The 22411-nt window shown below is 58.7% G+C and carries 17 protein-coding genes and 5 tRNA genes; 10 read left to right on the top strand and 12 right to left on the bottom strand.

Annotated elements, in window-relative coordinates:
- Positions 1-118: 118 nt before the first annotated feature.
- Positions 119-1039 (top strand): radical SAM protein, encoded by a 921-nt coding sequence (locus GKG36_RS09715; RefSeq protein WP_097781681.1) that lies wholly within the window; start codon positions 119-121, stop codon positions 1037-1039.
- Positions 1040-1183: 144 nt separating this feature from the next.
- A complete protein-coding gene (locus tag GKG36_RS09710) occupies positions 1184-2272 on the top strand; it encodes a sugar kinase (RefSeq protein WP_154260472.1) in 1089 nt (362 codons plus the stop codon).
- Positions 2273-2331: 59 nt separating this feature from the next.
- Here the strand turns inward: GKG36_RS09710 and GKG36_RS09705 are convergent, their stop codons facing one another.
- Genes GKG36_RS09705 through GKG36_RS09695 form a run of 3 tightly spaced genes read right to left on the bottom strand, consistent with a single transcriptional unit; the run spans position 2332 to position 6024 of the window.
- On the bottom strand, positions 2332-4812 hold the full coding sequence (locus tag GKG36_RS09705) for an excinuclease ABC subunit UvrA (RefSeq protein WP_154260470.1): 2481 nt from the start codon (positions 4810-4812) through the stop codon (positions 2332-2334).
- Between the two features lie 18 nt (positions 4813-4830).
- Positions 4831-5016, bottom strand: a complete 186-nt coding sequence (locus GKG36_RS09700) for a hypothetical protein (RefSeq protein WP_243139048.1) — start codon at positions 5014-5016, stop codon at positions 4831-4833.
- Between the two features lie 18 nt (positions 5017-5034).
- Positions 5035-6024: an AraC family transcriptional regulator gene (locus GKG36_RS09695; protein ID WP_242959998.1), complete on the bottom strand. Its 990-nt coding sequence runs from the start codon at positions 6022-6024 to the stop codon at positions 5035-5037.
- A gap of 170 nt (positions 6025-6194) precedes the next feature.
- On the opposite strand from GKG36_RS09695, the gene GKG36_RS09690 reads away from it, so the two are divergent.
- Positions 6195-7358: an MFS transporter gene (locus GKG36_RS09690; protein WP_154260466.1), complete on the top strand. Its 1164-nt coding sequence runs from the start codon at positions 6195-6197 to the stop codon at positions 7356-7358.
- A gap of 83 nt (positions 7359-7441) precedes the next feature.
- On the opposite strand, the gene GKG36_RS09685 is transcribed toward GKG36_RS09690, so the two are convergent.
- On the bottom strand, positions 7442-7819 hold the full coding sequence (locus GKG36_RS09685) for a PH domain-containing protein (protein WP_097775338.1): 378 nt from the start codon (positions 7817-7819) through the stop codon (positions 7442-7444).
- A gap of 143 nt (positions 7820-7962) precedes the next feature.
- Between GKG36_RS09685 and GKG36_RS09680 the strand changes: the two genes are divergently transcribed.
- Positions 7963-8952, top strand: a complete 990-nt coding sequence (locus GKG36_RS09680) for a nucleoid-associated protein (RefSeq protein WP_005945773.1) — start codon at positions 7963-7965, stop codon at positions 8950-8952.
- Between the two features lie 191 nt (positions 8953-9143).
- Here the strand turns inward: GKG36_RS09680 and GKG36_RS09675 are convergent.
- From GKG36_RS09675 to GKG36_RS09655, 5 genes are all read right to left on the bottom strand, one after another.
- A tRNA-Gly gene (locus GKG36_RS09675) sits at positions 9144-9219 on the bottom strand.
- Between the two features lie 30 nt (positions 9220-9249).
- Positions 9250-9325 (bottom strand) — tRNA-Phe (locus GKG36_RS09670).
- Positions 9326-9494: 169 nt separating this feature from the next.
- Positions 9495-9568 (bottom strand) — tRNA-Asp (locus tag GKG36_RS09665).
- Between the two features lie 3 nt (positions 9569-9571).
- Positions 9572-9647 (bottom strand) — tRNA-Val (locus GKG36_RS09660).
- 6 nt (positions 9648-9653) lie between these two features.
- Positions 9654-9729: transfer RNA gene (locus GKG36_RS09655), tRNA-Gly, on the bottom strand.
- A 341-nt stretch (positions 9730-10070) separates the two neighbouring features.
- Here GKG36_RS09655 and GKG36_RS09650 point away from each other — a divergent pair.
- Both GKG36_RS09650 and gltA read left to right on the top strand, forming a co-directional pair.
- Positions 10071-10913 (top strand): sulfide/dihydroorotate dehydrogenase-like FAD/NAD-binding protein, encoded by an 843-nt coding sequence (locus GKG36_RS09650; protein WP_044954207.1) that lies wholly within the window; start codon positions 10071-10073, stop codon positions 10911-10913.
- A gap of 1 nt (position 10914) precedes the next feature.
- Positions 10915-12309 (top strand): NADPH-dependent glutamate synthase, encoded by a 1395-nt coding sequence (gltA, locus tag GKG36_RS09645; RefSeq protein WP_005945766.1) that lies wholly within the window; start codon positions 10915-10917, stop codon positions 12307-12309.
- An 82-nt stretch (positions 12310-12391) separates the two neighbouring features.
- On the opposite strand, the gene GKG36_RS09640 is transcribed toward gltA, so the two are convergent.
- Both GKG36_RS09640 and GKG36_RS09635 read right to left on the bottom strand, forming a co-directional pair.
- Positions 12392-13048 (bottom strand): sortase, encoded by a 657-nt coding sequence (locus tag GKG36_RS09640; protein ID WP_154260463.1) that lies wholly within the window; start codon positions 13046-13048, stop codon positions 12392-12394.
- Between the two features lie 80 nt (positions 13049-13128).
- Complete coding sequence (locus GKG36_RS09635; protein WP_173012944.1) at positions 13129-14112, bottom strand: Na/Pi symporter; 984 nt, start codon at positions 14110-14112, stop codon at positions 13129-13131.
- Between the two features lie 202 nt (positions 14113-14314).
- On the opposite strand from GKG36_RS09635, the gene GKG36_RS09630 reads away from it, so the two are divergent.
- Genes GKG36_RS09630 through GKG36_RS09620 form a run of 3 tightly spaced genes read left to right on the top strand, consistent with a single transcriptional unit; the run spans position 14315 to position 18937 of the window.
- Complete coding sequence (locus GKG36_RS09630; protein WP_242959263.1) at positions 14315-14821, top strand: MarR family transcriptional regulator; 507 nt, start codon at positions 14315-14317, stop codon at positions 14819-14821.
- Positions 14818-17124 (top strand): ABC transporter ATP-binding protein, encoded by a 2307-nt coding sequence (locus GKG36_RS09625; protein ID WP_154260461.1) that lies wholly within the window; start codon positions 14818-14820, stop codon positions 17122-17124. Before GKG36_RS09630 ends, GKG36_RS09625 begins: the two co-directional genes overlap by 4 nt.
- Before the next feature lies 1 nt (position 17125).
- Positions 17126-18937, top strand: a complete 1812-nt coding sequence (locus GKG36_RS09620; protein ID WP_044954204.1) for an ABC transporter ATP-binding protein — start codon at positions 17126-17128, stop codon at positions 18935-18937.
- Positions 18938-19150: 213 nt separating this feature from the next.
- Here GKG36_RS09620 and GKG36_RS09615 read toward each other — a convergent pair whose 3' ends face one another.
- Complete coding sequence (locus GKG36_RS09615) at positions 19151-20074, bottom strand: LysR family transcriptional regulator (protein WP_154260459.1); 924 nt, start codon at positions 20072-20074, stop codon at positions 19151-19153.
- A 160-nt stretch (positions 20075-20234) separates the two neighbouring features.
- Here GKG36_RS09615 and GKG36_RS09610 point away from each other — a divergent pair, with 160 nt between their 5' ends.
- Positions 20235-22265 (top strand): FAD-binding protein, encoded by a 2031-nt coding sequence (locus tag GKG36_RS09610; RefSeq protein ID WP_154260457.1) that lies wholly within the window; start codon positions 20235-20237, stop codon positions 22263-22265.
- Positions 22266-22411 lie beyond the last annotated feature (146 nt).

The following is a 22411-nucleotide window of genomic DNA, read 5'->3' as shown; positions in this document are numbered from 1 at the left end:
TTGCAAAGATGTTGCTTTCCATATGTATTATTTTTTCCTTATCTTATAGTATAGCACGTCCGGGGTGAAAAGTGGTATACTAGGGCTGACAAACTTTCAGCAAAGGACTTTGGATATTATGCCGAAAAGCGATTTCGTCTCCGTTCCCTCTTCCTGCACCCTCTGCCCGCGCCGGTGCGGGGCCGACCGTGCTGCCGGACGCACCGGTTTCTGCGGCGCGGGCGGCACCTTAAAAGCAGCCCGCGCTGCCCTGCACTACTGGGAGGAGCCATGCATCAGCGGCACAAAGGGCAGCGGCACGGTGTTCTTTTCCGGCTGCACCCTCAAATGCTGCTTCTGCCAGAACTATCCCATCAGCGCCGAGGGCCTTGGCAAGGAGATCAGCGTGGAACATCTGGCAGAGATTTTCCTGAATCTGCAGGAGCAGGGTGCCAACAACATCAATCTGGTCACACCCGGCCAGTGGCGGCCCTGGATCATTGCCGCGCTGGATATTGCCCGGGCTAAGGGCCTGCATCTGCCCATCGTATGCAACACCGGCGGCTACGAAACGGTGGAAAGCGTGGAAGCATGGCGCGGATACATCGACATCTGGCTGGCCGACCTGAAATACGTCTCCTCCGCCCTCTCGGCAGAGCTTTCCTCTGCACCGGACTATTTTGCGCAGGCAAAGCCCGCCATTGAAGCCATGATGGCACAGGCCGGGCACCCGGTGTTCAATGCAGAGGGCATCCTGCAAAAGGGGGTCATTCTGCGGCACCTTGCCCTGCCCGGCCATGTTGACGACAGCTTTGCGGTGCTTGACCAGATGGCCGCGTGGAACGATGCAGACCCCGAGTGCTTCATCCCCAGCGTCATGAGCCAGTACACACCGTTTTACAAAGCCGCAGAGCACGGCATCGGACGGCGCATTACCACCTATGAATACCGCCGGGTGGTCAACTATGCCATGGACAAGGGACTGGCGCAGGGCTACATGCAGCAGAAGAGCAGCGCAAAGGAAGAGTATACGCCTTCTTTCGATTTGACAGGGGTATGAATTCGTCAAATCTCCCAAAAAAGGCTGATTATTTTCTCTTGCATCCCCGCGGAAGTGCTTGCAATCCTATCCGGGCCGGATTATAATGGATACAACGATGTGTTAACAGAACTCTGATGAGCTGTAAATATCAGGAGGAGCGTTATGGAACATTTCAACCCGATCCTTGGCAACGATACCACCGGCCAGAAATTCATCACCTGCGGTGAGATCATGCTGCGCCTGACCCCGCCGAACTACGAGAAGATCCGTATGGCATCCGGCTTTGAGGCCAGCTACGGCGGCAGCGAGGCCAATATTGCACTGGCACTGGCGAACCTTGGTGTGGACAGCACCTTCTTCAGCGTGGTGCCCAACAACAGTCTGGGCAAGAGCGCCGTGCGCTGGCTGCGTTCCAACGACGTGCACTGCACCCCTATGATCCTGACCGAGCCGAACGAGACTCCTTCCAACCGTCTTGGTACTTATTATCTGGAGACCGGCTACGGCATCCGTCCGTCCAAGGTCATCTATGACCGCAAGCACAGTGCCATTACTGAGTACGATTTCTCGCAGGTGGATCTGGATGCTTTGCTGGACGGCTACGACTGGCTGCACCTGAGCGGCATCACCCCGGCACTGGCACCCAACTGCCGCACCCTCATTCTGGATATGCTCAAGGTCGCCAAAAACAAGGGCCTGACCGTCAGCTTCGACGGCAATTTCCGCTCTACCCTGTGGAGCTGGGAAGAAGCCCGCGATTTCTGCACCGAGTGCCTGCCCTATGTGGATGTGCTGCTTGGCATTGAGCCGTACCACCTGTGGAAGGATGAGAACGACCACTCCAAGGGCGACTGGAAGGACGGCGTGCCTCTGCAGCCCAGCTATGAGCAGCAGGACGAGATTTTCCAGCACTTCATCGAGCGGTATCCCAATCTCAAGTGCATTGCCCGCCATGTGCGTTATGCGCACAGCGGCAGCGAGAACAGCCTGAAGGCCTTCATGTGGTACGATGGCCACACCTTCGAGAGCAAGCTGTTCACCTTTAATATCCTTGACCGCGTGGGCGGCGGCGATGCCTTTGCCAGCGGCCTGATCTACGCCATGCTGCACAACTACAGAGCCATGGATATGATCAACTTTGCGGTGGCAAGCAGTGCCATCAAGCACACCATCCACGGTGATGCCAACATCACCGATGATGTGAGCACTATCCGCAACCTGATGAACATGAACTACGATATTAAGCGGTAAGTTTTATCGCCGTACAGAGAACGCCCGCCGGGTCTCCCCGGCGGGCGTTGCTTTTTCTATCAGATATACCGCCCGGTGATGCTCTCCGGGTTCTGTCTTACCTGTTCCGGCGTACCTGCCGCCACGATGCGTCCGCCGGCATCGCCGCCGCCCGGCCCCATATCCACAAGGTAATCCGCATTGCGGATCACATCCAGATCATGCTCAATGACCACCACGGTGGCACCGTTCCCGATCAGCTTCTGGAACACGCCCAGCAGGGTCTGTACATCCAGCGGATGCAGGCCGATGGTGGGTTCATCGAACACGAACACACTGTCTGCCTGCCCCTTGCCCATCTCGCTGGCAAGCTTCAGCCGCTGGGCTTCGCCGCCGGAAAGGCTGGGTGTCTCCTCGCCAAGGGTCAGGTAGCCAAGGCCCAATTCTTTCAGTACCTGCAGGCGCTGGCGCACAAGCTTGCAGTCCGCACAGGCTTCCAATGCAGTGGACACATCCATGTCCATCAGGTCGGCCATGGAGGCTGGTTCGCCGTTCGCCGTGGGCAGCTTCACTGCCGCCGCTTCCCGGCTGTAACGCGAACCGCCGCAGTCCGGGCAGGGCACTTCTACGTCCGGCAAAAACTGCACATCCAAACTGATGACGCCGGTGCCGTCACAGGTGGGGCACCGCAGCTTACCGGTGTTGTAGGAGAAATCGCCCGCCTTATAGCCGTGGTCTTTGGCATCCTGCGTTTTAGCAAACAGCTTGCGCAGCTCATCGTGCACATTGGCATAGGTGGCCACGGTGGAGCGCACATTGATGCCGATGGGCGTTGCATCGATCAGCTTCACCTGCGCGATTTCCTCGGCCTCCACGCTTTTCACATGCGCTGGCAGGGCTGTGCCATTCACCTTTGCCTGCAAGGCCGGGACCAGGCTTTCCAAAATCAGGGTGGTCTTGCCGCTGCCGGACACACCCGTAACCACGGTCAGCCGCCCCTTGGGCAGTTCCAGTTCCAGCGGCTTCACAGTATGGATGGCCGAGGTTTCCAGATGGATGCTGCCCTGTGCAAACAGTTCATTTTCCGGCACATGAGGCCGGGCGTTCACCCCCGCCCTGCCTGCAAGAAACGGGCCGATCTGAGAAGCCGCGTTCTGTTCAATTTCCGGAATACTGCCCTGCGCGATCACATGTCCACCCTTTGCACCGGCTTCCGGCCCCATCTCGATCAGCCAGTCAGCTTCCTTTAAAATTTGGGTATCGTGATCCACCAGCACCACCGAGTTGCCGTCGGCCACAAGGTCGTGCATCACATCGGTCAGGCCTTCAATGTTAGAAGGATGCAGGCCGATGGACGGCTCGTCCAGCACATAGAGCACACCGGTGGTACGGTTGCGCACCGCACGGGCCAGCTGCATCCGCTGGCGCTCACCGGTGGAAAGAGTGGAAGCGGAGCGGTCCAGCGTCAGGTAGCCAAGGCCCAGCGAGAGCAGCCGTGCCGCTGCCGTCTGGAAGGATTCGCAGATATTGCGGGCCATGGGCCGCATCTCTTCCGGCAGACTGTCCGGCACACCCGCCACCCAATCGGTAAGCTGCACAAGAGTCATCTGACAAGCCTTGTCCAGCGTGATGCCCCGCAGCTTTGGGGTACGAGCCGCATTACACAGCCGGGTGCCGCCGCAGTCCGGGCAGATGCCTTGCCGCAGGAACTTTTCCACCCGCTTCATGCCCTTTTCATCCTTGACCTTGGAGAGGGCGTTCTCCACGGTATAGGTGGCATTGAAATAGGTAAAATCCAGCTCCCCGGCCTGATTGGAATTTTTGTTATGATAAAAAATGTGCTTTTTCTCCGCCGGGCCATGGAAAACGATATCCTTTTCCCGGTCGGTCAGGTCGCGGAAGGGCACATCGGTGCGCACGCCCATCTCCCGGCAGATATCCACCATCAGCGACCACATCAGGCTCTTCCACGGGGCCACGGCACCTTCGTCGATCGTAAGAGAATCGTCCGGCACAAGGGTGCTCTCGTCCACGGTCATCACCATGCCGGTACCGCTGCAGGTGCGGCAGGCACCCTGACTGTTGAAGGCAAATTCTTCAGCGGAAAGCGCGCGCACGCTGGCACCGCACTGCGGGCAGAGCAGCGGCTTTTCTGCCGCCACGGCAAGGCTGGGTTCCAGCCAGTGGCCGCACTGCGGGCAGGGATAGCTGGAAAGACGGGAGAACATCAGGCGCAGACTGTTCAGCAGTTCCGTGCCGGTACCAAAGGTGCTGCGGATGCCCGGCACAGCGGGCCGCTGATGCAGTGCCAGTGCAGCCGGAACATACAGCACTTCGTCCACCGATGCCTTTGCCGCCTGCGTCATGCGGCGGCGCGTATAGGTGGAAAGTGCGTCCAGATACCGGCGGGAGCCTTCGGCGTAAAGCACGCCCAGCGCAAGGCTGGACTTGCCCGAACCGGACACGCCCGCCACACCCACGATTTTGCCCAGCGGCACATCCACATTCACGTTTTTCAGGTTGTGCACCCGCGCGCCGCGGATCCTGATATGGTCGACCATCTTCTTTTCCCCCTGCTGTCACTGCTTCTTTTTTAAATAGTATCCAATGCCAATGGCATCTGCCAGCGCCCAGCCGATGGGCACGCTGAGCCAGATGCCAATAACGCCCAGCGGCGTGGCCGAAAGCAGATAGGCCAGCATCAGCGGCAGAGCAAACAGCAAAATGCTGCCGGTGATGGGGCCTTTGGTCAAACTACGCTGCATTGTTTCCGATTCTCCTTTTTATAACGCTGTTTCAGCCGGTGCACTGGCTCTGCCGCCGTCCCGCCTTGAAAGAGACTGCTCTCTTCCTGCAAACTTCTGACGGTACTCTCTGGGCGTGCAGTGCTTGATCTCCCGGAAGGTCTTTGTAAAGTAGCTGGTATCCGAAAAGCCGCAGTCGGCACCGATCTCGCCGATCTTCATGCTGGTGGAAAGCAGCAGCTCGGCGGCCTTTTCAATGCGGTACTGCTTGACATACTGGATGGGTGTGATCCCCAGCAGCTGCCGGAAGCTGCGCAGGCAGGCGCTCTCACTCAGGGCCACGCAGTCGGAAATGCGCTCCACGTTCAGTTCCTCAGCATAATGCTCTTCCACAAAACGCAGCATCTGTTTCATGCGCTGGGCCGCGATCTGCTCCTGCTGAGAGACCTTTGTTTTTCCACCCTCGCACTGCATTCCCAGCAGATGCACCGCCGCCGAAAGATGGTACCGCGCCTGATTCTCATAGTCAAAGACCTCTTGGGCCACTGCGTCCCAGACTTCCCGCAAATGGCAGAGCACGGCCTTCTGCCCGTCGTCTGCCTCGTCCAGCAGAAAGAACGCCGGTGCTCCCGGCTGAAGCAGCGGGTGTACGAGCTTTTGCCAGAAGATAGTATCCATGCCGCCGATCAGGCGCGGATGGAATACCCCGGAATGCAGCAGGGCATCCCCGGTCTCAGCCTGCTCCACCGCATGGAACACTCCGGAATTGACAAACACGCCCTGCCCGGTCTGCAAAACCAGCCGGGCTTTGCTCACGTCCACCGCCAGCGGGCCTTTTACGGCAAGGATGTATTCAAACTCTTCATGCCAATGCCATGCTACCGAGTAGCTTTTGAGGTCCTCTTCATAGCAGGCAATAGGAAACAGTGCGCTGCCGTGCTGCACCAGTTCCCTGCCCTCGTCATCCGCCACAACATCCGGCAGGCAGTTGAGCCCGCCCGCTGCTGCACAGCCGGTCTGAAATGCCACGATCAGCCATCTCCTTTCCGTCAAGGTGCACATCCGCATCCGCGCCGGTTTTGTTGTATCAATCGGGCGTTTTTATCCTAATATTCCGCTCCGATGTGTGATATTATTACATCAGCAAAGTACAAGATGCATTGCAAGTATAACACGCTTCCCGGAGGAACTCAAGATTTATGGTACAGCTTCTGCTTCCGATCATTTACATCTCGTTCATCAGTCTAGGCCTGCCGGATTCCCTGCTGGGGTCGGCGTGGCCCTCCATGTATCCGGCGCTCGGTGTGCCGGTGTCCTATGCGGGGCTGATCTCCATGATCATCTCCTTTGGCACCATTGTTTCCAGCCTGAACAGCGACCGGCTCACCCGTGCGCTGGGTACCGGAAAAGTGACCGCCCTCAGTGTGGCCATGACAGCTGCCGCGCTGTTCGGCTTTTCGGTCTCCACACAGTTCTGGATGCTCTGCCTGTGGGCCGTGCCCTATGGGCTGGGTGCAGGCAGCGTAGACGCGGCCCTGAACAACTATGTTGCTTTACATTATAAAAGCCGCCACATGAGCTGGCTGCACTGCATGTGGGGCATCGGCACCATGATCAGCCCCATGGTCATGGGCCGGGTGCTGGCAGGCGGCGGGCCGTGGACATCCGGCTACCGGTACATTGCCCTGTTCCAGATCCTGCTGAGCGCAGTGCTCTTTTTCAGTTTGCCGCTATGGCAGAGCCGTACTGCAGGCACTGACACCGAAACTGCTTCGACGCAGGCGTTGAGCCTTGGACAGGTATTCCGTCTGCCGGGTGCCAGAGAGGTGATGCTGTGCTTCTTCTGCTACTGTGCATTGGAGACCACGGCCGGTCTGTGGGCCAGCAGCTACCTCACACTGACGAAAGGCGTTGCCGCCGGCACTGCCGCCAGCTTTGCCAGCCTGTTCTACATCGGCATCACTGCCGGGCGCGCCGCCTGCGGCTTTTTGACCCTGAAATTCAACGATACGCAGATGATCCGCATGGGTCAGTGCATTCTGGCCGCAGGGGTGCTGGCTCTGCTGCTGCCCGGGCCGCAGATCCTTGCCCTGAGCGGTCTTGTTCTGGTGGGGCTGGGCTGTGCGCCCATCTATCCCAGCATCATCCACTCCACGCCGGAACACTTCGGCGCGGACAGATCGCAGGCGGTCATCGGCATCCAGATGGCAAGCGCCTATTTGGGCAATCTGGCCATGCCGCCGCTGTTCGGCCTGCTGGCAAACAACATCACTCCGGCACTGTTCCCTTTTTACCTGCTGGCACTGCTGGTGCTCATGGTATTCATGCACGAACAGCTGGTGCGCAAAACAAGCTGCTGCTAATTCTGCCATTCTCCTATTTCATATACAGCAAAAGGCTCCCTGTCCGGTCTCGGGCGGGGAGCCTGCTGTTTTAAAGGAGTTATTTACAGGATGCACCGGCTGATGGCGTTGGCGACCGCAAACAGTTCCTGCTGGCCGATAAAGCCGAACTTTGCCTCGTGTGCGTCCGCAAAGCAGACGGTCAGCTGCGATGCCTGCACCGGGTCGCCAAAGCCTGCCGTCTGGATCCCGAAGTGCAGCACCTTGCGGTACGGCAGCACAAAGATCTGCTGCCGGGTTCCAGTAACGCCCTGCATATCCACCATGATGATGCGGTGGGTGGTAAAGATCACCTGATCGCGCACCGTCTTGTAGGCACCCACGATGCTCTCACCGTCCAGCAGCAGCGCGCGGGCATTTTTGCAGATGTCCTTTTCCTGAAGGCGGATGAGGTTTTCCATTGGCTTATCACGGAATTCCATGGTTTTTGTCCCCTTTCCTGCGTGGTTTTCTGCCCTTATTGTAGCATTCCTGCAGGCGGTTTACAAGATGTGCTCTCGCCTTTTGGGCCGGGCTGTGCTATACTGTATGCCAAAGAGATTCTTATAAAAACGAGGTAACTCCCATGGAGATCATCATTCATCAGGCCATTCTGCATGTGCTGGACACCACCATGGATGCGCCTGTACTCAGCGGCAGCGGCATGGAAATGACCGCCGAAAAGACCGCCTATTTCCAGTACCACATCGAAAAGCTGCTTGCCAGCGACGATATCCGCCAGTGCCGCCCGCTGCCGGATTCCGCCTTTAAAAACGAGCTGGAGCACAACCATGATTTTGTGGACCTCTCCTGCCGCATCGCAGGCGTTCTGTTCGACTACATGCACGCGCACACCACCATTCCGGGGGCAGACCTTGCCGTGGTGGATTTTACCCGCGATGGTGAGCCGTGGCTGGGCATCCTGAAGTTGAACTACAAAAACGGCTACACCCACTACACCGAGAATGTGGAGGGTGCCCCGGTGAACTCCATCATCCAGCAGCGGGCCTGCCTGCCCAGCCAGAGCGGCAAGGTGGAGGAAGGTGCCCTTGTCAATCTGACCGACTACTCCATGAAGCTGCTGGAAAAAAAGTTCGACATCGACGGCCACAAGGATTTTTACCTTTCCACGGTAGTGTTCCAGTACACCACCGCCCAGCCGGAAAAGAAAAAGCTGCAGGCCATTCAGGAAGCCGCCGTGCAGGCCGTGCAGGAAAACTACGCAGATCAGCCCCACGTAGAGGCTCAGGTCGCGATGCTGATCGCCAATCAGGCCGCAGACAACGACAATCAGGTATCCATCCAGCAGGTGCGTCAGCAGTTGGAAGAGGAATATCCCCTTGCCGCCGTGCCCTTTGATGATTATGTGGAAAAGAGTGATGTGCTGGAAGCGCCTGAACAGCCCGTGACCGTGACCCCTGCGCGCATCCGCCGCATGGAGAGCCGCAGCATCCACACCGCCAACGGCATTGAGGTGAAGATTCCCACCGAACTGCTCAACTCGGACAACGAGGTGGAATTTCTGCACAGCGACGACGGCAGCATTTCGCTGCTCATTAAAAATGTGATCCTGTAAGAAACGATTTAAATTGTCTCCGCGCACGGATTGCGCTCCGACAATATCAGCGGAATCATTATTTTCATATTTGCAAAAGCCGAAAAATCTGCGGATTTTCCGGCTTTTCTTTTTTCACAGGAAGGAGCCGTAACGGGAAACAACAAAAAAGCCATCGTTTTTGCATTTCTGCATCAACGATGGCTTCGTATTGGAGCGGCCGACGAGGCTCGAACTCGCTACCTCCACCTTGGCAAGGTGGCGCTCTACCAGATGAGCTACGGCCGCATATTGGAAACCCTGCTGGATTTCCTTAGCTGGTGCCTCCGATCGGAATCGAACCAATGACACGGGGATTTTCAGTCCCCTGCTCTACCGACTGAGCTACAGAGGCATAAGCGGTGCAATTATCCCTGCACCCTCCCGAGCGATTCTCGCGAATTTCGGGGCCCCCGCGAAAGCTTGCGAAGCAAGATTTTGTGGGGAAGAGGAGAAAGTCTGGCGTTCATCACGGCAGTCTTGCTTGCAAGACCGCCCGATGAACTGCAGGACTTTCGACGAAGCGACCCGGATCGGGCTCGAACCGACGACCCCCAGCGTGACAGGCTGGTGCTCTAACCAACTGAGCTACCGGGCCAAATGGTGGAAGTTAACGGGCTCGAACCGCTGACCCTCTGCTTGTAAGGCAGATGCTCTCCCAGCTGAGCTAAACTTCCACAAAATGGAGCGGCCGACGAGGCTCGAACTCGCTACCTCCACCTTGGCAAGGTGGCGCTCTACCAGATGAGCTACGGCCGCACATTCCATGTGTTTGTGCCGGACTGTTTACCGGCGACGCTGATTATTATACCGTACCGCCCGGAAATTGTCAACCACAAATTTGCATTTTCTGCAAAAAAGTTGGAAACCCGCCTGTCTGTATTCAAAAGACTTCACTTTTGCGGGCTTTACCTGTGTCATCATTCAAGTTTGTCACGACATACACGAAGAAAATTGATTTGCTTTCCCTTTTGTAAACTATTATAATGGAAAGTGTCATTTTGTCGCCTGTAAGAGCTGCGTCTGTTATGCCGCTGAGGGCATACAGGCGCGTTTTCGTGCGCAGAAATAGGAAAAGCCAGCATAAAGGAGCAAACACAATGTATAAGATCACTGAAAAAGTCGCGCTGAATCCCACCGTGACGAAGATGGTCATTGAAGCCCCGCTGATCGCCAAAAAGGCAAAGCCGGGCCAGTTTATCATTGTGCGCCCGTTTGAGGACAGCGAGCGCATCCCCCTGACCGTGGCCGGTTACGACCGCGAAAAGGGCACTGTGGATATCATTTTCCAGATCGTGGGCGGTACCACGATGGAGCTGAACAGCCTGCAGGTGGGCCAGAGTGTCCACGACTTTGTAGGCCCGCTGGGCCGCGCCACCGAGGTGGAAGGCCTGAAGAAGGTATGTGTCGTGGGCGGCGGCGTAGGCTGCGCCATCGCTCTGCCCATTGCCCGTGAGCTGCACGAGCAGGGCTGTGTGGTGCACAGCGTGGTGGGCTTCCGCAATAAGGACCTGCTGATCCTTGAGGACGAGTTCAAAGCCTGCAGCGACGAGCTGCGCATTATGACCGACGACGGCAGCTATGGCACCAAGGGTGTTGTTACCGCTGCACTGGACGAGCTGGTGGCCGCCGGCAACCAGTACGATCTGGTCATCACCATTGGCCCGCTGATCATGATGAAGTTCGTGGTCAAGACCTGCCAGAAGCATGGCCTGAAGAGCATCGTTTCCATGAACCCCATCATGATCGACGGCACCGGCATGTGCGGCGGCTGCCGCCTGACCGTTGGCGGCGAGACCAAGTTCGCCTGCGTGGACGGCCCCGACTTTGACGGCGATCTGGTGGATTTTGATGAGGCAATGGCCCGCGGCACCATGTACCGCCCGTTTGAGGCACACGCCCGTGAAGCGGCATGCAATCTGCTCAATCAGGAGGTAAAATAAGATGGCTTTCAATATGGACCCGAAGAAGTGCCCCATGCCCACGCAGGACCCCAATGTGCGCAACAAGAACTTTAAGGAAGTTGCTCTGGGCTACACCGAAGAAATGGCCGTGAACGAAGCAAAGCGCTGCGTGCACTGCAAGAACAAACCCTGCCAGACCGGCTGCCCTGTGGGCATCGATATCCCCGAGTTCATCGGCCATGTGGCCGAGGGCGACTTTGAAGCCGCTTATCAGGTGATCAACCGCTCCTCTTCCCTGCCCGCTGTCTGCGGCCGTGTATGCCCGCAGGAGAGCCAGTGCGAGGGCAAGTGCACCCGCGGCATCAAGAACGAGCCGGTGGGCATCGGCCGCCTGGAGCGCTTTGTTGCCGACTGGCACCGTGAGAATGTGCACACCGCCCCCATCGTGCCCGAATGGAACGGCCACAAGGTGGCCATCATCGGCGCAGGCCCTGCCGGCCTGACCGCCGCAGGCGATCTGGCAAAGCTTGGCTACAAGGTCACCGTTTACGAGGCCCTGCATGTGGCCGGCGGCGTGCTGATGTACGGCATCCCTGAGTTCCGTCTGCCCAAGGCCATCGTGCAGCAGGAGATCGACGGCCTGAAGAAGATGGGTGTTGATTTTGAGTGCAATATGGTCATTGGCAAGGTGCTCACCATCGACGAGCTGATGGACGAGTACGGCTACGAGGCCGTGTTCGTAGGCTCCGGTGCCGGTCTGCCCCGCTTCATGGGCATCCCCGGCGAGAGCCTGAAGGGCGTCTACTCTGCCAACGAGTTCCTGACCCGCTCCAACCTGATGAAGGCTTATCTGCCCACCAGCAAGACCCCCATCCGCACCGGCAAAAAGGTCGCCGTTGTGGGCGGCGGCAACGTGGCTATGGACGCTGCCCGCAGCGCCCTGCGTCTGGGTGCCGAGACCGTGTACATCGTCTACCGCCGCGGCATGGCTGAGCTGCCCGCCCGTAAGGAAGAGGTGGAGCATGCCGAGGAAGAGGGCATCATCTTCAAGACCCTGTGCAACCCTGTGGAGATCCACGCCAACGACGAGGGCTTTGTCAAGTCCATCACCTGCATTGAGATGGAGCTGGGCGAGCCGGATGCTTCTGGCCGCCGCCGCCCCATCGAAAAGAAGGGCAGCGAGTTCGAGCTGGATGTGGACACGGTCATTATGAGTCTGGGCACCAGCCCCAACCCGCTGATCCGCTCCACCACCCCGGGTCTGGAAACAAACAAGCACGGCTGCATCGTTACCGACGGCGACGACGGCAAAACCAGCCGCGATGGTGTGTACGCCGGCGGCGATGCCGTGACCGGCGCAGCTACCGTCATCAAGGCCATGGGCGCAGGCAAGGCTGCTGCAAAGGCCATTGACGAGTACATTCAGAGCAAGTAATCCCCTGTGAAGGTGGGCACCGTCCACTGAATACCGGATATGAAAAATCCCCTGTGCCAGTGCACAGGGGATTTTTTGCATCTTATTCTGCGGTCTCCGTTGTGAGCGCCGGGTAGCCCGTCCGCACGCACCGCACAGCGCACCGGGCGCTGCCGCCGGTGGTACAGGTAAAGAGGGTCAGATCCCATTCATCGGACTCCTCCGTCTTTTCGGTCATTTCCTCAATTTGCGTGGGCTGCAGGTTTTCCACATAGGAGACCTCGTAGGTCCAGCGCATACCGTCCATATCCGTAAAATAGACCTGCGCGCCCTCGGTCAACCACTTGATGGGGCTGAAATGCTTTGCATAGTTGTGGGCGCAGACCACCATGTTATCCGCATAGGTGGAACCGGAGTAACGGCCCGGTGCGATTTTCAGGCCCGCATAGCTCCACTGGCTCATCACCGGCAGTTCCAGCCCGATGGACGGAATGGACAGATAGCCGATGTAATCCCAGCCGTTCAGTTCGGTCACGGTCATTACCTGCGTGGGGTCCAGCTCCGGCTGCAGCGCCACGGTATCCGATTTTGCCTTTTCCTCAATGGCAGCGTTCAGGGTCTGCTCCAGCTCGCCCAGCACCTCCTGCGAGGCCTTGTCTGCACGGGATGCATCCCACTTGTTATAGGCCAGCAGGGCTGCTGCCGCAAGGATCAGCAGCGCGCCCAGCACCATACACAATCTTCCGATTTTCTGTCGCATAGCAATGTTTCCTTTTTGTTCCGCGGTAGGTTTCATCCCTTTCAGTATATGCGCAATTGGTATGTTTGTCCAGTAAAAACTTACCGCACTGCCCGGTCCGGCACAAGGCGGCACACAAACCGCACCATCAGCGGGGTCAGCGGCAGCCACACCAGCGTGCACATCACATTGAACAAGGTGTGCGCATTCGCGATCTGCCGGGCGATCACGGCAAGCTCCGGCCCTTTGGGCGAAAGTGCAGCCGTCAGCCGCACATACAACGGCAGACCGGCGCAGAATACCGCCGCGCCGGTCAGATTGAACACTGCATGGGCCGCAGCCACCCGCTTTGCGTCCCGGTTTGCGCTCAAGGATGCCAGCACTGCTGTGATGGTGGTGCCGATGTTATCGCCCAGCAGCACTGGCAGCGCACCCGCAAGACCCAGCAGACTGCTGCCGTCCAGCCCGGGGCGGGCTGCAAAGTTCTGCAGCAGGGCAATGGTAGCCGAGCTGCTCTGCACTGTCAGGGTCATGCCAAGCCCCGCCAGCAGCCCCAGCCATGGGTGCTGCCGCACCCGACCCAGCCAGTGCACAAACACCGGGCTTTGCGCCAGCGGTTCCATAGCAGTGCCCATATCGGCAATGCCCTCGAACAGCAGGCCAAAGGCGAACACCGCCCGGCCAATGGCCCGGGCCTTCCGCCCCGCACAGGCAAAGCAGAGCAGCAGCCCGGCCAGCAGCACAAGGCCGCGCATATCTTCCAGCCGGAAAGCCAGCAGCTGTGCGGTAACGGTGGTTCCGATGTTGCAGCCAAAGATCACCGGGACCGCCTGCCGCAGGGTCAGCAGGCCCGCACTTACAAAGCCCAGCACCATCACCGTGACTGCCGAGCTGCTTTGCAGCACCGCCGTGACCGCAGCCCCCGCCAGCACGCCCCGCACCGGGCTGCCGGTCACAGCGGCCAGCAGGCTTTTCAGGCGGCTGCCTGCCGCTGTTTCCAGACTGTGGCTGAGCGCATCCATGCCGTATAAAAACAGTGCCAAGCCGCCAAAAAGTGTAAAAATTCTTGTCAGGTTCTGTTCCACTGCCGCCGCCCCTCCCGCAGAAACGTTTCTTATTCTATTTATGCAGCTGCCGGGCGGTTCAGGCTTTCTGCCGTTCTCCCCTTTTTGTGAACTTTTTTAAAATTATCCTAAACTGCCCTTGCATTCTGGGTGCGGGAGGAATATTATTGTCAGGCGTTAATAGTTAACAGCTGTTAAGCATTTTGCAATGAGGAGGGATAGAATGTTGAACGAGACCGAAGCCGCCGCGAGCTTTCACGGTCTGTGCCATTTTTTGGGACGGCTGAGCAAGGCGTCCCGGGCCGGCATGAAGGCGGCTCTGCGGGGCTGTCCCAAGTGCCACTTTCCCATGCTGGAGGGTCTGGCTCACACGATCAGTACCCGCGGGCAGAACGGAGCGGTGTATGTTTCCGATTTTGCCCGGGAGGCACACCAGCCGCTGCCGGCCATCAGCCGCAGCCTGCGCCAGCTGGAACAGGACGGCCTTGTTCTGCGCGAAGCAGACCCGGCTGACCGGCGCAAAACACTGGTGCGCATCACGCCGGAGGGCTACGCCGCCTGTGCCCGGTGTGAGGATGCACTCAGCGATTATTTTGCCTGCGTGATGGCCCGGCTGACACCGGAGCAGGTGCAGCAGATGAATACTTTGCGCGGCGCACTGATGGATGCCATTCTTGCGGAAAACGCTTCCCGTGAAGCAAAAAACAACGAAGGGAGAACCGAACTATGACGAAAATTTTCAAGCAGCTGGCCCGGCACTGGGCCGTCTGTCTTGTGGTGTTCGCGCTGCTGTTCGTGCAGGCGTACTGCGATCTTTCGCTGCCGGACTACACCAGCAGGATCGTGGACACCGGCATCCAGCAGGGCGGCATTGAAAGCCCCCTGCCGGAAACGATACGCCAGAGCACGCTGGACGCCCTCACGCTTTTGATGAGCGAAGAGGACGCCGATGCGCTCCAGAACGCCTACGGGTATTATCTTCAGGACGACGGCGTGCTGAAGCTGCGCACCGACCTGACCGATGACGAGCGCACCGCGCTGGAGGATGCCGTCACCACGCCGGACATCGTGCTGTATATGGCCGCCGCGCAGGCAGCGAACGCCCCCGCCGGGCAGGACACCATGGGCATGACCGGCCTTGCTGACATGCAGGCGGCATCCTCTGAGAGCACCACCACGGATAGCGAGACCGTCACCCCCACTGCCGAAGATCTGGACACCGTATGCGCCCAGTTTGCCGCTATGAGCCAGATGCCCGGCTTCACCCGCGAAGCTGTCCAGCAGCAGCTGGCCGGTGCTTTTGCCAGTCTGGATGATACCCTGATTGAGAACCTCAAAAGCCAGTCCATGCTGCTGGTGCAGCTGGAATACGAGGCACAGGGCATTGCCCACGATGTGCAGATGCGCTACCTTTACCGCGTAGGCGGCCAGATGCTGGGCCTGACTTTGCTGATGGTGGCTGTGTCCATTGCGGTGGGCTTCCTCGCCTCCCGTGTGTCCGCCGCCATTGGCCGCGACCTACGCCGTGAGACCTTTGCCAGCGTCATCGGGTTCTCCAATGCAGAGATCGAGAATTTTTCCACCGCATCTCTCATCACCCGCACCACCAACGACATCCAGCAGGTGCAGTTCGTCTGCGTCATGCTGCTGCGTATGGTGGCCTATGCGCCCATTCTGGGCATTGGCGGCGTGCTGCATGTGCTGAACAGCAGCACCGGCCTTTCCTGGATCATCGTGCTGGATGTGGCCGTTCTGCTGTTGCTCATCCTCTTCCTGATGAGTGTGGCCATGCCCAAGTTCAAGATCATGCAGAAGCTGGTGGACCGGTTGAACCTCGTCAGCCGCGAGATTCTGACCGGCATCATGCCGGTGCGTGCCTTCAGCCGTGAAAAGTTTGAGGAGGAGCGCTTCGACAAGGCCAACAAAGACCTGATGAGCACCCAGCTGTTCACCAACCGCGCCATGGTTGCCATGATGCCCTTTATGACCCTCATCATGAACGGCACCAGCCTGCTGATCGTCTGGTTCGGTGGCAAGGCCATGGACAACGGCACCATGCAGGTGGGCGAGATGATCGCATTCATCACCTACACCATGCAGATCGTCATGTCCTTCCTGATGCTGGCCATGGTGGCCGTCATGCTGCCCCGCGCCGGTGTGGCTGCGGAGCGCATCGACGAGGTGATCCGCACCAGGGCCACCATCAACGACCCGGACGAAGCTGCTGCAAAGCCCGCGCAGGAGCACGAAAACTGGCAGGGTGAGGTAGAGTTCCACGATGTGAGCTTCCGCTTCCCGGGTGCGGACAGCGATGCGCTGGAGCACATCAGCTTTACCGCAAAGCCCGGCGAGACCACCGCCATCATCGGCTCCACCGGCTGTGGCAAATCCACCCTGCTCAACCTCATCCCCCGCTTTTATGATGTCACCGGCGGCAGCGTGACCGTGGATGGCATCGATGTGCGCAATATGCCGCAGGCACAGCTGCACGACCTGCTGGGCTATGTGCCCCAGAAGGGCGTGCTGTTCAGCGGCACCATCGACTCGAACCTGAAGTTCGGCGGGGAGCACATCACCGATGCCGATGTGAAAAAGGCTGCTGCCATTGCGCAGGCCACCGAGTTCATCGACGCAAAGCCCGAGGGCTACCAAAGCCCCATTGCACAGGGCGGCTCCAATGTGTCCGGCGGCCAGAAGCAGCGCCTTTCCATTGCACGCGCCATTGCCAAGGACCCCAAAATTTATCTGTTCGACGACAGCTTTTCTGCCCTCGACTTTAAGACCGATGTTGCCCTGCGCCGTGCACTGAAAGCCCAGACCGATAACGCTACCGTTATCATTGTGGCACAGCGCATCTCCACTGTGCTGCACGCAAACCAGATCCTGGTGCTGGACGAAGGCCGCCTGGTGGGCAAGGGCACCCATGCCCAGCTGATGGCTTCCTGCCCGGAGTATCAGGAGATCGCCCGCAGCCAGCTGAGCCAGAAGGAGCTGGACCTCAAATCTCTGAATACCGAAAAGGAGGGTGAGTGATATGCCAAGACCCGGACGCATGACGACCGAACGCGCCAAGGACTTCAAGGGCACCCTGCTGCAGCTTGTGCGCAACCTTGGCCGCTACCGCCTTTCGCTCGTTACCGCCATTGTATTTGCCATTCTTTCTACCATCTTCAATATTGCAGGCCCTAAGGTGCTGGCAAAGGCCACCACGGCTCTTGCCACCGGCTGGATCGCCAAGCTGCGCGGCACCGGCAGCATCGACTTTGTGTATATCGGCCGCATCCTGCTGTTTTTGCTGGGCATGTACCTGCTGAGCAGCGCCTTCAGCTTTATTCAGGGCTGGCTCATGACCGGCCTTTCCCAGAAAGTCTGCTACGACTTCCGCAAGCAGATCAGCGAAAAGATCAACCGCCTGCCCCTTGCCTACTTTGAAAAGCGCACCGTGGGCGAGGTGCTGTCCCGCATCACCAACGATGTGGACACGCTGGGCCAGAGCCTGAACCAGAGCATCACCCAGCTCATCACCAGTGTGACCACCATGATCGGCGTGCTGGTCATGATGCTGTCCATCAGCCCGAAGATGACCCTGATCGCCCTACTGATCCTGCCCGTCTCGCTGGTGCTGGTGCTCATCGTAGTTCGGTTCAGCCAGAAATACTTCAAGGCCCAGCAGGCCATCCTGGGCGTTGTAAACGGTCAGGTGGAAGAAGTCTACTCCGGCCACAACGTGGTCAAAGCCTTCAACCGCGAGGCCGTGGTGCTGAACGACTTCAACGCCGCCAACGATAAGCTGTACGAATCCGCATGGAAGAGCCAGTTCCTCTCCGGCCTGATGATGCCCATTATGAACTTTGTGGGCAATCTGGGCTACGTGGCAGTGGCCATCGTGGGCAGCATTTTTGCGGCAAACGGCACCATTACCATCGGTGACATTCAGGCCTTCATCCAGTACGTCAAGAACTTCACACAGCCCATCCAGCAGCTTTCTCAGGTGTCCAACATGCTGCAGAGCATGGCCGCTGCCGCTGAGCGGGTGTTCGAGTTTCTGAACGAGCCGGAAGAGGATCAGCAGGCAGACCCGGCCCGCCGGGCCGACCCCGGCTGCATCAACGGTCAGGTGACATTCAGTCATGTCCGCTTCGGCTACACCCCGGACAAGACCGTCATCCACGATTTCAGCTGTGAGGTCAAGCCCGGCCAGAAGGTGGCTATCGTCGGCCCTACCGGCGCGGGCAAAACTACCATGGTCAAGCTGCTCATGCGCTTCTATGATGTGGATTCCGGTTCCATCACCCTGAATGGCCACGATGTGCGTGACTTTGACCGCAGCGCTCTGCGCGAGGGCTTCGGCATGGTGCTGCAGGACACATGGCTGTTCAAGGGCACCATCATGGAGAACATCCGCTATGGCCGTCTGGATGCTACCGACGAAGAAGTGATCGCCGCCGCCAAGGCTGCCAACGCCGACCACTTCATCCGCACCCTGCCCGGCGGCTACCAGATGGAGCTGAACGAGGACGCTTCCAACGTGAGTCAGGGCCAGAAGCAGCTGCTCACCATCGCCCGCACCATTCTGGCAGATAACCGCATCCTGATTTTGGACGAAGCCACCAGCAGTGTGGATACCCGCACCGAGCAGCGCATCCAAACCGCCATGGACCGCCTGATGGAGGGCCGCACCAGCTTTGTGATCGCACACCGTCTTTCCACCATCCGGGACGCCGACCTCATCCTTGTGATGCGAGATGGCGATATTGTGGAGCAGGGCACCCACGACCAGCTGATCGAAGCAGGCGGCTTCTACGCCGACCTGTACAACAGCCAGTTCGAGGACGTGGTGGAGTAAGCTGCCCGTCATCGCAGTATAAGCACAAAAATAGCACCTGCCGCCTTCCTTTCCGAAGGCAGCAGGTGCTATTTGTTTACCCTCTCAGTCATCGCTACGCGATGCCAGCTCCCCCGAGAGGGGGAGCTTTTCAGCAGTTACCGGTCAGCTGCAATAGAGCTCTCCCTTCGGGAGAGCTGGCGCGAATGCGCCTGAGAGGGTTTTCTTTTTTCTTTATTCCTCCACCGCTTCCAGCTTCAGGCCGAACAGCTTTTCCGAGAGGGACGGCAGCAGCTGCTGCACCGCGCGGACATAGGCCATCACCCACGGGTCCTCGCGCTTTTGTCCCAGCACGATGCCGAACCGGTGTCCCCTGCCCCAGTCCAGCACCCGCGCAAAGCTGAGATCCGGTCTGCGGTAATAGACTGCAGGAACCATCTTGAGCGCAGGATCCCCATAGGATGCGCTGCGGATGCCGCCCACCGGCGTAAAGTTCACTCCGCGCTCCAGCCCCTCCTGCAGCAGGCTGGTCTCGTAGACGGTCTGGTACATTTCTTTGACGGGCAGCCAGCGGTATTGCAGCGCCTGCTCCAGACTCAGCCTGCCCACCGGCATATCGGCGGGCGGGTGGATGGGAATGCACAGCTCCGGCACATAAAGCAGCGGGATGAAAGTGAACCCCTGCGCGTAAAATTCCGCACTTTCCAACTGGAAAGAAAGGTCCGCGTCCCCTTTTTTCAGACTGCGCCAGACCTCGCTGCGACTGGCGCACTGCATCATAATAGACGTGTATTGCAGACACAGCTCGTTCGTCAGAGAAAACAGGTCGTACCCGAACATCCGCATCGCCTCATGGCTCCATGCAATGACCAGATGCCGTTCCGGCGGCTTTTCCTGCTGCTGTACCGCACGGGCATGGCGCACTGCCTCCTGATATAAGGCCGTCAACTGCTTTGCCTTGGGGTAAAAGTCCCGGCCTGCCGGGGTCAGGATCACCCGGCGCGGTACATGCTGGAACAGTTCAAACTGCAGTTGCCCTTCCAGCGTGCGGATCTGCTGCGAAAGCGCCGACTGCGAAAGATACAGTGCCTCTGCTGCTGCCGAAAAACTGTCCATCTCTACGATCTTCACAAATCCATCCAGTGCACTCTGGTTCATTTGCGCGTCCTCGCTTTCTTACATTAGGATTTTCTAAATTATAATATAACATAATTGAATTGTAAAGTGCGTCACTCTACGCTACAATTGTTAAAGATTCAGCAAAGTGGTTTTCACCCTGCTGCACGATAAGAAGAGAAAAGAGAAAGAGAGCATCCCTATGAATAAGATCTCCCGCAAAGGCTTTCTGAAGATCGCCGCTGCCGCCGCCATGAGCGGTGTCACTGCCGGTGCTCTGGCCGCCTGCAATTCCGCCTCCAGCTCCACTGCCTCCGGTGCCGCCGGTCAGTACATTCCCGGCACCTACGAGGGCACTGCCGAGGGCATCTCCTCCACCGTCAAGGTCACCATGACCTTCTCCGACAGCGCTGTCACCGACGTGGTGGTGGACACCTCCGGCGAGACCGCTTCTTTCGGCGCTGCCGCTGCCGATGAGCTGCGTGAGCAGCTGATGGCTGCCGGTTCTGCCGAGATCGACGGCGTTTCCGGCTCTACCATCACCTCCGATGCCGTGATGAAGGCCGCCAAGAGCTGCTATGCACAGGCAAAGGGTGAGGCTGTGGTGTCCAGCGTGCAGCTGCCCACAGGCGACGCAAACGACTGGCTGGGCAAAGAGCCTGATATCGACGAGACTGCCATCACTGAGACCGTGGACACCGACATCCTCATTGTGGGTGCAGGCAACGGCGGTATGTTTGCTGCCGCCTATGCAGCTGCGAACGGCCTGAATTTCCGCGTTATTGAGCAGAACGCCAACGTACAGGACACCCGCCACTGGTACGGCGCTATCGACTCCGCTGCCGCCAAGGAGGCCGGTGAAAAGCCCGCCGACCGCGCCAAGCTGCTGAGCGAGATCTCCCGCTACGCCTCCGGTAAGTGTGACCAGCGCGTCGTCAAGACCTGGATCAATGAGTCTGCCGCTATGCACGACTTCATGCGCAGCATTCTGGAAGATAAGTACGGCTGGGTGTGCGATTTCACCTCCGGCAGCGAGGCTGCATGGCCCACAGAGAATGCTGAGCACAATACCGACTACCTCTTCCCTGTGCAGGAGCATAACTACATGGCCAGCGAAAGCGCATCTGGTCTGGCCCGCAACGAGCTGCTGCTGCAGTACATTCAGGAGCTGGGCTACGATGTGGACTTCAAGACCAGTCTGGCCAAGCTGGAAAAGAACAGCGAGGGCCGCATTACCGGCATCATCGCCCAGAGCACCGAAGATGACCACTTTATCCGCTACAACGCCAACAAGGGCGTGCTGCTGGCCTGCGGCGGTTTCCCCGGCAACCCCTACATGATGGAGCAGCTGGACCCGCTTGGCACCAGCGTGACCACCGCCTGCTCCTACTCCCCCGCCGACAAGGGCTACGGCATCCGCGCTGCTGTATGGGCCGGTGCCAATCTGGACAAGGAAGCCGCTCCCATGCTGTTTGACCGCGGCGTTGTTGCCCCCGGCGTGGATGGCGGCTATGTGGATAGCGACACTGCCTTTGGCGGCAAGGCCTTCCCCGGCAAGATCCGCCAGTACAACCCCGGTACCCAGCCCTTCCTGAAGGTGAACCGCAACGGCGAGCGCTTTGCCAACGAGAGCTGCCCCTACAACGATATCGTCTACGCTGCTGCCCACCAGCCGGGCCGCGTCTACGCACAGATCTGCGATGCCAACATTCTGGAGGACGCAAAGCGTTTCCACACCATCGGCTGCTCTGCCCAGACCCGCAACGGCGGCGAGAAGTACATTCAGGGTAAGATGGACGAGGCTATTGAGGCCGGTGCATTGTTCAAGTGCGATACGCTGGACGAGCTGGCTGACAAGATGGGCTTTACCGGTGCTGCCAAGGACACCTTCCTTGCTACCGTGGAGCGCTACAATGAGCTGTACGACAAGCAGAACGATGAGGATTTCGGCAAGCCCGCTTACCGCCTGAGTGCCATCCGCACCGCGCCCTTCTATGGCTGCTGGCTGGGTGCCTCTCTGCTGACCACCGAGCAGGGCATTGCCATCAACGAAAAGGGTCAGGCGCTGGACAACAACAACCAGCCCATGGAGGGCCTGTATATCACCGGTGATATGTCCGGCAGCTTCTTTGCCAACAACTACCCCTGCCTGATGGCTGGTGTGGCCATGGGCCGCACCCTGACCTTCGCCATGAAGGCCGTCAAGCAGATGGCGGGTCTGGATAACGCCTGATCCAGCGCGGTTTTCCGGCACAACTTAAGCGTTTTTCCATTTCTTCTTTCTTCATGAAGAGAGGCGGTCCCTGTTTGGGGCCGCCTCTCTTTGCTATTTTTTCGCCACGTGCCCCCTACACAAATCCCCACGATTGTGCTATGATA

Source organism: Faecalibacterium sp. BIOML-A1 (assembly GCF_009679715.1).
Classification (GTDB): Bacteria; Bacillota; Clostridia; order Oscillospirales; family Ruminococcaceae; genus Faecalibacterium; species Faecalibacterium taiwanense.
Note: the sequence above shows the minus strand (reverse complement) of the source record. Positions and strands in the feature narration are given on the sequence as shown.

Excerpts from the sequence above, each read along its gene's own strand:
- GKG36_RS09715 (WP_097781681.1), top strand. The coding sequence starts at position 119 with ATGCCGAAAAGCGATTTCGTCTCCGTTCCCTCTTCCTGCACCCTCTGC.
- GKG36_RS09710 (WP_154260472.1), top strand. The coding sequence starts at position 1,184 with ATGGAACATTTCAACCCGATCCTTGGCAACGATACCACCGGCCAGAAA.
- GKG36_RS09705 (WP_154260470.1), bottom strand. The coding sequence starts at position 4,812 with ATGGTCGACCATATCAGGATCCGCGGCGCGCGGGTGCACAACCTGAAA.
- GKG36_RS09700 (WP_243139048.1), bottom strand. The coding sequence starts at position 5,016 with ATGCAGCGTAGTTTGACCAAAGGCCCCATCACCGGCAGCATTTTGCTG.
- GKG36_RS09690 (WP_154260466.1), top strand. The coding sequence starts at position 6,195 with ATGGTACAGCTTCTGCTTCCGATCATTTACATCTCGTTCATCAGTCTA.
- GKG36_RS09685 (WP_097775338.1), bottom strand. The coding sequence starts at position 7,819 with ATGGAATTCCGTGATAAGCCAATGGAAAACCTCATCCGCCTTCAGGAA.
- GKG36_RS09680 (WP_005945773.1), top strand. The coding sequence starts at position 7,963 with ATGGAGATCATCATTCATCAGGCCATTCTGCATGTGCTGGACACCACC.
- GKG36_RS09650 (WP_044954207.1), top strand. The coding sequence starts at position 10,071 with ATGTATAAGATCACTGAAAAAGTCGCGCTGAATCCCACCGTGACGAAG.
- gltA (WP_005945766.1), top strand. The coding sequence starts at position 10,915 with ATGGCTTTCAATATGGACCCGAAGAAGTGCCCCATGCCCACGCAGGAC.
- GKG36_RS09640 (WP_154260463.1), bottom strand. The coding sequence starts at position 13,048 with ATGCGACAGAAAATCGGAAGATTGTGTATGGTGCTGGGCGCGCTGCTG.
- GKG36_RS09630 (WP_242959263.1), top strand. The coding sequence starts at position 14,315 with ATGTTGAACGAGACCGAAGCCGCCGCGAGCTTTCACGGTCTGTGCCAT.
- GKG36_RS09625 (WP_154260461.1), top strand. The coding sequence starts at position 14,818 with ATGACGAAAATTTTCAAGCAGCTGGCCCGGCACTGGGCCGTCTGTCTT.
- GKG36_RS09620 (WP_044954204.1), top strand. The coding sequence starts at position 17,126 with ATGCCAAGACCCGGACGCATGACGACCGAACGCGCCAAGGACTTCAAG.
- GKG36_RS09615 (WP_154260459.1), bottom strand. The coding sequence starts at position 20,074 with ATGAACCAGAGTGCACTGGATGGATTTGTGAAGATCGTAGAGATGGAC.
- GKG36_RS09610 (WP_154260457.1), top strand. The coding sequence starts at position 20,235 with ATGAATAAGATCTCCCGCAAAGGCTTTCTGAAGATCGCCGCTGCCGCC.